Below are 12,706 nucleotides of genomic sequence, written 5' to 3' on the forward strand. Positions count from 1 at the left end.
TAATAATAATCCCATATTATTCATAGAAAATTTAAAACTCTGCTATGTCCTTTTGTTTCTAAGACATTTATCAAATTCTCGACCTACCGTCTAGGTATGCCTTTGAACTCCATAAACGTCTTAGGAATCAAAACTACTTGCATTTTTTCAAACATTCTATGAATAATCTGGGATAATAATTTCCCATAAAAAACAAAAATCGAACTCTATTTTTTGTCCTACTTGAGACCATAATATTATATTCGACGTTATAGTCCTTCAAGAGGTTTAAGAAGGTGATGATATGATGTTAGAAAATTTCATAGAAAAAGTGAAGCACTGTAATCCACATTATGATTTATCAAGAATAATAAAGGCCTTTAACTTTGCTGAGAGTGCCCATGAAGGGCAATATAGAAAATCAGGGGAGAAATTCTTTATACATCCAGCCAACGTAGCTCTTATTTTGGCTGAATTGGAACTGGATGAAAGCACGATTATCGCTGGGTTATTACATGATGTTGTTGAAGATACAAGATATACCTATGAGGATATCACCCGGGAGTTTGGAGAAGAAATAGCTTTATTAGTGGATGGGGTTACTAAACTAAAACAGTTCACATATGAAACAAAGGAAGAAAGGCAAGCTGAAAACCTCAGAAAGATGTTTCTAGCTATGGCAAAGGACATTAGAGTAATACTTATAAAGCTTGTGGATCGGCTTCATAATATGAGAACTCTTAATTATATGAATGAAGCAAAGAAGAAAGAGAAAGCAATGGAGACCCTTGAAATTTATATACCTATTGCTAACCGGCTGGGGATCTCCAAAATCAAATGGGAACTAGAGGATCTTTGTTTAAGATATACTGATCCGGAAGGATATTATGATCTAGTAGAGAAAGTGGCTAAAAAAAGAAAAGAAAGAGAAGAATATATCAATGGTGTTATTGATGAGCTGAAAAAAGATCTCAATAATCATGATATGGAATATGAGATATATGGTAGACCGAAGCATTTTTATAGTATTTATAAAAAAATGGTATACCAAAATAAAAGCTTTGAAGAGATTTTTGACTTGACCGCTATAAGGGTACTTGTGGATAATGTAAAGGATTGTTATGCCATACTAGGAATAGTTCATACAAAATGGAAACCTATACCTGGAAGGTTTAAGGATTATATAGCTATGCCAAAATCCAATATGTATCAGTCTTTGCATACTACAGTTATTGGGCCTATGGGTGAACCCTTTGAGATTCAGATAAGAACCCTAGAAATGCATAGGATAGCTGAATATGGTATTGCAGCCCATTGGAAATATAAGGAAGGTAAGACCGATGATGATCAAATAGACAAGAAGCTTACTTGGCTTAGACAGTTATTGGAATGGCAAAGAGAGTTAAAAGATCCAAAGGAATTTATGGAATCATTAAAAATTGATTTGTTCACTAACCAAGTTTTCGTATTCACTCCCAAGGGGGATGTTATTGATCTTCCCGTTGGCTCTACACCCGTTGATTTTGCTTATAAAATTCACTCGGCAGTGGGAAATAAGTGTATTGGGGCCAAGGTCGATGGACGCATTGTTCCCCTTGATCATAAAGTGAAAACTGGAAATATTATTGACGTATTGACTTCAAATAATAGTAACGGGCCTAGTAGGGATTGGCTGAAGTTTGTTAAAAGTACACAGGCAAAGAACAAAATTAGGCAATGGTTTAAGAAAGAAAGAAGAGAAGAAAACACTCAAAGAGGTAAGGAGTTATTAGAAAAAGAAGCTAAAAGGCTGGGATACTCAGCAAAAGAATTACTTAAAAATGAGTGGCTTACTATAGTAATGAAGAAATTACGTTTTAATAATATAGAAGACCTATATGCAGCTATGGGTTATGGTGGGATTGCTTTAAATCAAGTAACTCCAAAGCTTAAGGAACTTTATAAAGAGGAGCATAAGGAAAATAAACCTGTTGAAGAACTGGAAAATGTTCAAACAAATACTTCAAAAAGAAAGCCTAAAAAGACACCTAAACAGGGAGTTAATGTTAAGGGAATAGATAATATTTTAGTTAGATTTGCTAAATGTTGTAGTCCTGTTCCTGGTGATGCAATTATAGGGTACATTACGAGAGGTAGAGGAGTTACTATACATCGTAAAGATTGTCCCAATATACAAAACGATCCAACTTCTTATGATAGATTGATAGAAGTAGAATGGCATGCAGATAAAAAGATTGCATATTCAACTGAAATTCAGATTGTTGCACGTGATCGTAAAGGCTTGCTAGCTGAAATGACCAATACTATAACAGAATCAAAGCTTCATGTAACAGCCATAAATGCAAGAACGACTAAGGAAAAATTAGCTGTTATAAATTTAACTATTGAGATTACAGATACTGAGCAGCTTTCAAAGCTCATGAATAAATTTAGAACTTTTAGGGATGTAATTGACGTCAAGAGGGTTACATCATAATAATATTTATTAATACAGTGTATGTATAGATTTTTCAAAGTTAAACTTAATTTATACATCTCAAAATATCCGATGTTTCTAGGGATTTTTAATATGCATAAATTAACTGTTTAACTGTAATATCTATAGTAGGAGGCTAAATATGAGAGCGGTTGTACAAAGAGTTAGTGGAGCTGATGTAACAGTTTCCGACGATAAGGTCGGGGTTATTAAAAAGGGTCTTATGATCCTATTAGGAGTAGAAGATGGAGATACAATGGATGATGTGAAATACATGGTAGAAAAAATTGTCAATCTCCGTATTTTTGAAGATGAAAATGATAAGCTGAATCTTTCGGTTATGGATATAAAGGGAGAAATGTTAGTTGTTTCGCAGTTTACTTTGTTAGGAGATTGTAGAAAGGGAAGGCGACCTAATTTTATGAAGGCCGCTAAACCCGATATTGCTAATGACTTATATGAAAATTTTGTTACTAAAGCTAGAGAGCAAGGAATTAAGGTGGAAACGGGAATCTTTAGGGAGCATATGATCATAAACCTATCAAACGATGGGCCTGTTACTATATTAATTGACAGTAAAAAAACCTTTTAAGGAGTTGATATCGTGTATTTAGAAAGAATACCGGCCGGAATATATGCCGCAAATTGTTACCTGTTAGGCTGTGAAAAGACAAATAAAGGAGCGGTTATTGACCCAGGTGGGGATGCTAAGGATATTTTAAAAAGGATTAATAAAAATGTTCTTGAGGTTGAATATATCATATTGACCCACGGACATGCAGACCATATAGGTGGGGTTAAAGAAATCAAGGAAAAGACGGGAGCAAAAATCTTAATTCATAGGGATGACGAATACCTGTTAAAAAGTGCAGAGAAGAACCTGTCTAGTCTTATGAGTGGGCCAGATATAACCTTCGATGCTGATCAAATATTAAGGCATGATGACATTATAAAATTGGGTGAGTTAGAATTAAAGATTATCCATACTCCTGGACATACACCCGGTGGTATATGTATAAAAGTAGAAGATGTTTTAATAACCGGAGATACATTGTTTGCTGGTTCAATTGGAAGGACAGATTTTGAAGGGGGTTCCTTTGAAAAAATAATAAAGTCAATAAAGAATAAACTATTAGTTTATGATGATTCTACTAAGGTTTTACCGGGACATGGACCGGAATCTACAATAGGCTTAGAAAGAGTTAAAAATCCTTTTTTGAGAAAGTAAACCCTATACACATGAAAAAATAATCAGAAGGACGGGTAATATGGCTAGTTTATTTTTGAATGTGCCTTAATGAATATCTCCTAAGAGATGTGGAAAAAATATTGTTAATCAACTGTATTTAGGAGGATTCTATATGGATGAAGGGATTAAAAAGTATTGCTCACATGAATATAGAAAAAATCAATTTGATGTAAATTTTGATGAAGTAATGGAATTGGTAGATGCAGGATATGGTTTTGATGAAATAGCTAAAGAACTCAGTGTATCTAAGGAACAAATGAATATGTTTCAAAATCAGATTAATAAATACTATTAAAGGGGCCGTATTTAAGCATGTATTAAGTTTAACCCCAGGATGTCTCACAATGTTTTGAGTTTTAGAGTTTATCATTGTGAGACATTTATTTAGAGGTGAGAATATGTTAAATGTAATGTTAAAGGGACATGATTTTAGATATGAAATAGGAGAGCTTATAAAGGTATTTGGTTTATTTAAAGATATAAATTTCATTTCAGACAACATCCAATATGATCATAAAGATGATTTTTTTTTGATTAACGAGGTAGTTGATGGAGAAAAGAAATACATTGTTTCTACGAAGCTCATTAAGAATAAAGAATTAATTGGATTCGATGAGAGAATATGCCATAAAAATAGTGGCATAGAAAATAGAAAAGAGCTAAAGAGAAAGATAAAGCTTAGTATATTTGAGGTTTTAGGAGAAATTAGTGATAATGAGATTTCATGGGGAATTTTAACGGGTATTAGACCTACTAAAATAGTACATGAATTATTGGATCAAAATCACAATTTGAATGAGATAAGTGATATTTTGAGAAAGGAATACAAAATATCTAATGAAAAAGCAAGGTTAGTAACCGATGTCGCCATGGTTGAGAGAAAATATGTATATCCAATTAATGAAGATTTGGTAAGTATATATATTAGTATACCATTCTGTCCAACTAGATGTGTATATTGTTCTTTTCCTTCTAATCCCGTTAAAAAGGGTAGTAGTAAAATTGAGGAGTATCTCAATGCATTATATATAGAGATTAAAAGGACAAGTGAACTATTACATGAAGCCAATAAGATGGTGGAAACTATATATATAGGTGGGGGAACTCCCACTACCCTATCTTCGGTACAGCTTGATGAACTTATAAAACATGTACTAAAGGCCTTTGATGTATCAAGGCTTAAGGAATTTACTGTTGAGGCAGGTAGGCCTGATACTATAGACATACATAAGCTACAGGTTCTTAAGGAAAATGGAGTCCATCGAATTAGTATAAATCCTCAGACCATGAATGGAAGAACACTAAGTCTAATAGGAAGACAGCATACTCCTGAAGAGATAGAAAACGCCTTCTATATGGCCAGGAAAGTGGGGTTTAGAACTATTAATATGGACATAATTATTGGACTTCCCAATGAGGGGATAGAGGAAATAAAAAATACCCTAGAATCTATAAAAAAGCTAAGTCCTGAGAATCTTACAGTCCATACATTGGCTATTAAAAGGAGTTCTAAGTTAAAGGAATCAATGGAAGAATTTGAAATGGCTAAAGAGACTTTAGCTAATGAAATGCTGGCTTTAACAAAAAGTTACTCCCATGGGATGGGATTGTATCCATATTATATGTATAGACAAAAGTATATGGTGGGTAATCTAGAAAACGTTGGATATTGTAAAAGGGATCATGAATGTATATATAATATTCAAATAATGGAAGAGAAGCAGTCCATTATAGCCCTAGGAGCTGGAGCTATATCAAAGATTGCTTTCCCAAAGGAAAATCGCCTTGAAAGAGTACCAAATGTAAAGAATGTTGATGAATATATAAAAAGAGTAGATGAGATGGTAGAAAGGAAAAGGAAGCAGCTTCTTTAAACTACAAGTATATATTTGGGAATTAATGTGAAGTACTAACTTAAAACATTTATGTGAAGATAACAGCCTTTGAGAGTTAATGTTTAAGATTAACATTAGGGGAAGTTATTTTCTTGATATATAACCTACTAAGCTCTAACATATGTTTTTTCCTATCTTGTTTTTTGATTATTACAATGATAGGTAAACATAATTGTTAGGGCTTTTTTAGTTGTAAATTTTAATTAATATAACGGGTTGAGCTAATATATGTTTATTGGATATTTTGAAGGAAAAAGAATTAATATAGAGAATTATAACAAATATACAAAAATTGATATTGGGAATTGAAAAGAGTAAAATGAAAATAATGAGAATGTTTAATAAAGAAGATATAGATTGGAATGATGTATGTAACAATACAATTGTCAATTCAAGGAGTATTTAAAAAGGCTTGTATAAAGACAAAAATAAAAAAGAATGTTTCGGTTCATTCATTAAGGCATTCCTTTGCAACACACTTACTAGAAGGTGGGACTGATCTTAGATATATTCAGGAATTATTAGGACATACAAATTCAAAAACTACAGAGATATATACACGTGTTAGTGAAACAAATTTAAGAAAAATAGAAAGTCCTTCAGATAGGATATTTAAAGAAACTGATTGATATGGTAAATGGGTGAATGAAAAATTTAGAACAATATACAGCTATAGGGGGAGTATTAGCGACACAAAGTGGTCGGTAAGCCTTAAGTTATATGAAAAGATTTCAATCTTACTGGTCTTTTGTTTTTGGGACCGTTAGTTAGTATTTTTGTTATTAAAAAAGTGTATTCTAATAGCTAGAGTGTAAAAAATTGAATAGGAGGATTTGACATGAAATTTGAAATAATAGGGAGTGGAGGTTGCGTGGCACTTCCTAAGCCATTATGTAATTGTAAGATTTGTCAAGAAGCTAGAGAAAAAGGGAGACCTTATTCAAGATATGGATGTTCACTATTTCTACATGATATAAACTTATTAATTGATACTCCTGAAGATATTGTACACGCAATAAATAATAGTAATATACAAAGAATAGATACGGTCTTGTTTAGTCATCTGGATCCAGACCATACATTGGGCTTTAGAGTGTTTGAACATTTAAGACTAAATTGGTTTGAAGTTTCAGAAGGAAGAGAATGCAATAATCCTATAGATGTGATAGCAATGCCACATGTCATGGAAGATTTGAATGCAATTCAATCAAGGTATGGAAGTTTTCTAGATTATTACGAAAATGTCCGAAATTTAATTAGAAGGTGCAAAGTTGAAAAGTATCAAAAAATAGATAGGATTAAGATTTCTTTCATTAGAATTGACAGGTCAACTATTTTTGTATTTGAAAGTGAAGGCAAAAAGCTAATTTATGCACCTTGTGATGTAAAACCCTTTCCAAATGAAGATATATTTATTGATGCAGATGTAATGATAATTGGAAATACTATTGTAGGGGAAACACTAAAAGATGGGTATACATTAAGTGAAGATAATTCTTTACGAGAAGAGTTATTTAGTATGTCAGAAGTAATGGACTTAAAGAAAAAATTCAATATAAAAACGGTTATTGTGACACATCTAGAAGAAGATTGGGGTAAATCTTATGATGATTATATTAATCTTGAAGTCCAATATGATAATGTTCAATTTGCATATGATGGTATGCTAATTAATGTTTAACTGATAAATTGAAAGATGCTCTAGGATTTAAGACATAGCTGAAAAACTAAATACCACTTGGGTCTTTGAAATCTCATCATATAACAACGTGTTCACACAAGGACGTGGTAGTGTCTCCAATAGGGCGAGTCAGAAGGAGTCTACTTAAAAGAAAGCCACGTCACACCATCTCAGCAACCGAGTCAGTGACTGCATTAGGCGACCCAAAGGGCACCCCGCCATGAGCAATCACCTGTAAGCTTCGACGGCGTCGTGAACACAGAACCGTTAGACGTCATTTCTTCAAGAAAAAATATCATATGTAAACATAGAATGAATTTATTATTAAGCTTAATATAAATTATAAAATAAAAAGGAGAGAAAAATATGACTGTATCTATTCAATTATTGTCAAGACATAATTCAGAAGAAATATTAGAGTTTGAAAAGCAAAACAAAGCATTTTTTGAAACCATTATACCTCCAAGGGGAGATTATTACTATGATATAGAAAATCTTAAACAAATTTTAGAAGAAATAGAAGATGAACAAAATAAAGGACTTTGTTATATGTATTTAATTCGAAATGAAAAAGAAAAATTAGTAGGAAGAGTAAATTTATTTTCAATTGCAAGAGGGATATTTCAAAAAGCAGAAATCGGTTATCGGATTGGTAAAGAACATAATGGCAAGGGATATGCAACTGAAGCTGTTAAGTTAGCGTGTAAAGAAGCATTTGAAAAATATAAACTTCATAGAGTGGAAGCAGGAACTTCCAATAAAAATATTGGTTCTCAAATAGTTTTAGTTAAAAATGGTTTTGAATTTATTGGAAGAACAAAAAAAGTTATCAAAATTAATGGAAAGTGGGAAGATGGTGTCTTGTTTGAAAAAATAAATAAGAATTATTAATAGTTTAGGAGTTTTAACGACGTCTAACAAAATGTTTGCGCAAGGGAGCCTAGAGGAAAGTTTTTGGGGTCTAGCCAGTCGGCACCACATTCCTTTATCGGGTGCGAAGCACCGGCAAGACGGTATTCCTTTAGGGTCCAATTCAGGAACGTTGCAAACAAGAAACGTTATGTACAGTAAGGCATATGTACTTTTACCTGATGGGTCACGTCACGATGTTCTTAACTTTGGTCCTTTAAGCGTTTTACCTGAGTATCAAAAACAAGATGTAGGTAGCGCTCTTATGCGCCATTCACTCAAAGTTGCTGCTAGATTGGGTTACGGTGCAGTTGTTTTTTTCGGGCATCCGTCTTATTATCCACGGTTTGGATTCAAAGAGGCTGAAGAATTTAACATTACCACGAGTAACGGTGATAACTATCCAGCATTTATGGCTATGGAACTTATCTATGGTGACTTGGAAGGTATTACAGGAACATTTCATGAATCGCCATTATATGATGTAAATCCAGACAAAGCAAAAAAATATGATGCACTTTTTCCTAAGAAGTGATTTTAGGGATTATACTATACAAAATAAGTAATAAAAAAAATTAGGGTTGTACGCTGGAGCTGAATGAGTCAACATCATCTAACAATATGTTTGCACAAGGGTGCACAGAGGCACTTTTTTGGGGCAGTACATGTGCACCACATCCCTTCACCGGGTGTAACCACCGCCAAGGGGAAAGGCTTTGAGGGTCCGATTCAGGGACGTTGCAAACACGAGACGTTAGGTGAAAGACGATGTAAAAGACGCGCCTTCCATGGCGCTAATTTATAAACAATCTGTGGCAGGAGTAGTGATAAACATGAGAAAAGAAAATGAAGTTATAAGGCAGATTATGACCTTTGCTAAGCAAGATGAAAGAGTTAGGGCTGTAATGATTAATGGTTCAAGAGTCAATCCTAATGCTCCAAAAGACATTATGCAGGATTATGACATAGTATTCTTTATTACAAATATTGAAGATATAAGTTATAAGATAAATCAGGAATGGATAAATGAGTTTGGAGAGCTTGTTATCTTTCAGCAGAATAATTTCCGTGATAGATCATATATTTTCCTTATGCAATTTAAAGATGGTGTCAGAATAGATTTGCGATTCAGTGATATTTCCAAAATAGAAGAAGTGATAAAAGAAGATACATTAAGTAAAATATTATTGGATAAAGATAATATAGCACCAATATTGAGTTTGTCAAATGAGAGTAAACACTATGTTATAAAGCCAACTCAAGATGAATTTGAAAAAGTATTTAATGAATCTTGGTGGATTCAAACATATGTAGCAAAGGCAATATGGAGAGATGAATTACCGATTGCAAAATATATGTTTGATGTTATTCTAATAGACTGCATAAGAAAAATTCTATCATGGGAAATAGGCTTAAGATATAATTGGAAAGTCAATGTTGGGAAGTGTGGAAAGTGGTTTAAACGTTTATTATCTAAAAAACGCTATAATGATTTTATAAATTTATATTCAACTATAGATTATGAAGATATGTGGCAAAAACTTTTTAGAGCAGGTATTTTAATACAAGACATTGGTACAGTATTAGCTGAAAAGTTAGGTTATACATATCCATTGCAATATGATATAAATGTTACAGAATATATTAATAAAATTAAAGAATTGCCGAAAGATGCAACAGATTTTTAAATTACTTAATATGGTGCCAATTTGATATAAGGGATTTGTCCTAAGGAGCTGACATCCATGTCAACTGCTGAATCTTGGGACATCTTCCATCACCTAACAAAATGTTTCCATAGGGGTGCTAAAGTAAGTTAATGAGGTTAAGCCATCGCACCACATCCTTTCGCTGGGTGCAAACACCACTAAAGAAGTATTTCTTATGGGTCCAGCTCAAGGACGTCGCAAACACGGACCGTTATATAACATGGGATGCAAAAGCTCGCCACATCGTGTGGCGGATTTAGTTTGTGAAAGTCTGGATAGAAATAATTATTTGGAAAGTTGTGATGTATGTGAATGATATTGTATTAGAAACAAGAAATAGACTTAAAAACTTAACAAAAGAGAATGGTTTGACAACAGGTAAAATTAGAAAAACTTCGTCCGCATTGTATAAAGTTGTAGAGAATAAAAGTATTGATAATGTCTTTACACTTTGCGAGCGCTTACTTAATGAACGAGAATAGGCATTAGGTGTTATTGCATATGATTGGGCTTATAGAGTTAGAAAACAGTATAATGATAATACATTTACAATTTTTGAGAGGTGGCTCAAAGAGTATGTCACTGGTTGGGGAGACTGTGATGATTTTTGTACTCATGCTTTTGGTGAATTACTTAGCCAGAATAATGAATTATTCGAACATATTCTTAAATGGACTAAACATCCTAACTTTTGTGTAAGAAGAGCATAAGCTGTAATTTTAATATATCCGATTAAACACAATAAATATGAAAACATTGAACCGTTTTTAATATCTGATGCTTTAATGAATGATAGCCACCACCTTGTATTAAAAGGTTATGGCTGGATGTTGAAAATTTTATCTCAGATTGAAAAAAATAATGTCTATGATTATTTAATGAAGAACAAAGATATTATGCCGAGGGTATCATTTAGATATGCGTTAGAGAAATTTGACAAAGAAATGAAATCATGTTTGATGGAGGATTAGTATATGTTAAATTTAGGTTCTACTTATCTAATAGTAAAGGATTTTCAAAAGTCAATTGAATTTTATGAAGCATTATTACAAATGAAGGTTTCTTCTCAAAATTATAATAGATGGGCACAATTTGATTTTGGAAGCTGTATTGCATTATATAATCCCAAATATGATGAAGAACTAATTAAACGAGGAGAAAATTTAGAAACACATTACAGCAATGAATATCTTACATATTACAAAGACAGGAAAATTCAATATGGTAATAATTTTGTATTAAATTTTTATGTAGATGACCTCAATGCGGAATATGAGCGAATTAAAAAATTAAACATAGGTAAAGTAACAGAAATTCTGTATTTAAATATTGCTTCACCTTATTACTATTTTTTAGTGGATGACCCTGATGGAAATATAATTGAGATAACAGGTAATTACAAGTAAGGAGTATGAGTATAATATGTAATTTTGGTAAAGGTAAGTAGGGCTTTGAGGGGCCGACGTCCTGTCGACCTCTGAGTCACGGGGCCTCCCACGTTATATAACAAAGCGTTTGAGTAAAGGTGCACGGAAGTACGTTTTGAGGGAGAGTCAGGTGCATCACATCGTCTCATCGGGTGCAAGCACCACCAAGGGGTAATCCGTAAAAGTCCGATTCTACGACGTCTCAAACGCCAAACGTTATACAACATTGCACTTCAGGGTATTCCTTAGGAGTGATTATCGGGTATAATAGTATCAGCTATTATTACTAGAAGGAAGGTTATAAAATGACTTATATGTATACAAAAGATGTTTGGGAACAGAAATTTAGAAATAGACATATGAAATTAATGAATCCAGAAAAAAGTCTTTGTGACAATATATCAACTCTGAAAAAAGGAACTGTTTTAGATTTAGCATGCGGTGATGGGAGAAATGCGATATACTTAGCCGAAAAAGGATTTAATGTAACAGGAATAGACTTTAGTGAAGAAGCACTAAAACGATTACAGTATTTTTCAGATAAGCATAACTTACAGGTAACTACAAAAACGGTAAATTTGAATAATGCTGATAGTTTATCTGGACTAAACAGTTTTGATAATATAATAATTAATCATTATAAACCCCAAGAAGAAATTATGGAGGTACTTCCTGATTTATTAAAACAAAACGGTATATTATTTATATGTGGTTTTGGGTATAAGCAACACGTTAATGAAAAAATATCAGAAGATGATATATTAAAAAAGGATGAATTTAAAGATAGATTTAATAATTTGAATTTAATTATGCATCAAGAGATTAACGATGATTCAAGGGGATTTTTTGAAGTATATATATTTGAGAAAGTATAAAAATAGTCAACTAGTTTGTATTTGTATCTGTGATATTTCATGTTTTCACATAGCAAGAGATTGTGCAACATCGTATAACAAAATACTCCCGTTCGCTACGCACATCTCTTCACCGGGTGCGAGCACCGCCAGAAAGAAGGGCTTTGAGGGTCCGGTTCAGAGACGTCGGGAGCACGGTACCGTTAGTACGCCAAGCAAAGCTTGGCTCTTCTGACCAGATGAAAGTTCTGGTAAGGCAAGGTCTAGCCAACTACCTTTATCAAGTGTTGCGCTGTGGCTGGCGACAGTCAGAGTGAAGTGTACACAGAGAATTCTATAGACCATAGAGGAGACCATAATCCCTGAAGCATATCCAGCCCCGTCAATCGTGTCCCTACAGTAGTAGGTTTTTGTAGATGACGACGTGTTTAACGTCACGGAAGTCAAAACGGATAAGTCGATATGGTGAGACTTAGAAGGTCTACCGGGGTCAAAGAACATGGTATGTAGAAAGAGAAGAGTCAGGA

Annotated in this window: 11 protein-coding genes and 2 pseudogenes; all 13 read left to right on the forward strand. The window is 33.2% G+C overall.

Going from position 1 to position 12,706, the window contains the following annotated elements:
• Window positions 1-286: 286 nt before the first annotated feature.
• The 13 genes and pseudogenes from N4A68_06760 (at window position 287) to N4A68_06820 (ending at window position 12,200) form a co-directional block, all read left to right on the forward strand.
• Window positions 287-2,455, forward strand: a complete 2,169-nt coding sequence (locus tag N4A68_06760) for a bifunctional (p)ppGpp synthetase/guanosine-3',5'-bis(diphosphate) 3'-pyrophosphohydrolase (GenBank protein MCT4564009.1) — start codon at window positions 287-289, stop codon at window positions 2,453-2,455.
• A gap of 142 nt (window positions 2,456-2,597) precedes the next feature.
• The gene (gene dtd / locus N4A68_06765) at window positions 2,598-3,047 is read left to right on the forward strand and encodes a D-aminoacyl-tRNA deacylase (protein MCT4564010.1); all 450 of its coding nucleotides are present in this window, start codon (window positions 2,598-2,600) and stop codon (window positions 3,045-3,047) included.
• Between the two features lie 12 nt (window positions 3,048-3,059).
• Window positions 3,060-3,683, forward strand: coding sequence for an MBL fold metallo-hydrolase (locus tag N4A68_06770; GenBank protein MCT4564011.1), 624 nt, complete (start codon window positions 3,060-3,062; stop codon window positions 3,681-3,683).
• A 133-nt stretch (window positions 3,684-3,816) separates the two neighbouring features.
• Entirely contained in the window at window positions 3,817-3,999 is a 183-nt protein-coding gene (locus N4A68_06775) for a hypothetical protein (GenBank protein MCT4564012.1), read from the forward strand.
• Between the two features lie 103 nt (window positions 4,000-4,102).
• Window positions 4,103-5,578 carry a coproporphyrinogen dehydrogenase HemZ gene (hemZ, locus tag N4A68_06780; protein ID MCT4564013.1) on the forward strand — a complete coding sequence of 492 codons (1,476 nt, stop codon included), beginning with the start codon at window positions 4,103-4,105 and terminating at the stop codon, window positions 5,576-5,578.
• 407 nt (window positions 5,579-5,985) lie between these two features.
• Window positions 5,986-6,228: pseudogene (locus N4A68_06785) on the forward strand (tyrosine-type recombinase/integrase).
• A 209-nt stretch (window positions 6,229-6,437) separates the two neighbouring features.
• Window positions 6,438-7,280, forward strand: a complete 843-nt coding sequence (locus tag N4A68_06790; protein ID MCT4564014.1) for an MBL fold metallo-hydrolase — start codon at window positions 6,438-6,440, stop codon at window positions 7,278-7,280.
• A 366-nt stretch (window positions 7,281-7,646) separates the two neighbouring features.
• Window positions 7,647-8,171, forward strand: a complete 525-nt coding sequence (locus N4A68_06795) for a GNAT family N-acetyltransferase (GenBank protein ID MCT4564015.1) — start codon at window positions 7,647-7,649, stop codon at window positions 8,169-8,171.
• A gap of 169 nt (window positions 8,172-8,340) precedes the next feature.
• Entirely contained in the window at window positions 8,341-8,724 is a 384-nt protein-coding gene (locus tag N4A68_06800; protein ID MCT4564016.1) for an N-acetyltransferase, read from the forward strand.
• A gap of 223 nt (window positions 8,725-8,947) precedes the next feature.
• Window positions 8,948-9,877 (forward strand): aminoglycoside 6-adenylyltransferase, encoded by a 930-nt coding sequence (locus tag N4A68_06805; protein MCT4564017.1) that lies wholly within the window; start codon window positions 8,948-8,950, stop codon window positions 9,875-9,877.
• A gap of 515 nt (window positions 9,878-10,392) precedes the next feature.
• A pseudogene (locus N4A68_06810) lies at window positions 10,393-10,869 on the forward strand (DNA alkylation repair protein).
• 3 nt (window positions 10,870-10,872) lie between these two features.
• On the forward strand, window positions 10,873-11,304 hold the full coding sequence (locus tag N4A68_06815) for a VOC family protein (GenBank protein MCT4564018.1): 432 nt from the start codon (window positions 10,873-10,875) through the stop codon (window positions 11,302-11,304).
• Between the two features lie 326 nt (window positions 11,305-11,630).
• Window positions 11,631-12,200 (forward strand): methyltransferase domain-containing protein, encoded by a 570-nt coding sequence (locus N4A68_06820; GenBank protein ID MCT4564019.1) that lies wholly within the window; start codon window positions 11,631-11,633, stop codon window positions 12,198-12,200.
• Window positions 12,201-12,706: the final 506 nt, after the last annotated feature.

Origin of the sequence: Maledivibacter sp. (genome assembly GCA_025210375.1) — a bacterium.
Taxonomy (GTDB): Bacteria; Bacillota; Clostridia; order Peptostreptococcales; family Caminicellaceae; genus JAOASB01.

Bases quoted from the DNA above. Each gene is read 5' to 3' on its own strand.
- N4A68_06760 (MCT4564009.1), top strand. From the start codon at position 287: ATGTTAGAAAATTTCATAGAAAAAGTGAAGCACTGTAATCCACATTAT.
- dtd (MCT4564010.1), top strand. From the start codon at position 2,598: ATGAGAGCGGTTGTACAAAGAGTTAGTGGAGCTGATGTAACAGTTTCC.
- N4A68_06775 (MCT4564012.1), top strand. From the start codon at position 3,817: ATGGATGAAGGGATTAAAAAGTATTGCTCACATGAATATAGAAAAAAT.
- hemZ (MCT4564013.1), top strand. From the start codon at position 4,103: ATGTTAAATGTAATGTTAAAGGGACATGATTTTAGATATGAAATAGGA.
- N4A68_06790 (MCT4564014.1), top strand. From the start codon at position 6,438: ATGAAATTTGAAATAATAGGGAGTGGAGGTTGCGTGGCACTTCCTAAG.
- N4A68_06795 (MCT4564015.1), top strand. From the start codon at position 7,647: ATGACTGTATCTATTCAATTATTGTCAAGACATAATTCAGAAGAAATA.
- N4A68_06800 (MCT4564016.1), top strand. From the start codon at position 8,341: ATGTACAGTAAGGCATATGTACTTTTACCTGATGGGTCACGTCACGAT.
- N4A68_06815 (MCT4564018.1), top strand. From the start codon at position 10,873: ATGTTAAATTTAGGTTCTACTTATCTAATAGTAAAGGATTTTCAAAAG.
- N4A68_06820 (MCT4564019.1), top strand. From the start codon at position 11,631: ATGACTTATATGTATACAAAAGATGTTTGGGAACAGAAATTTAGAAAT.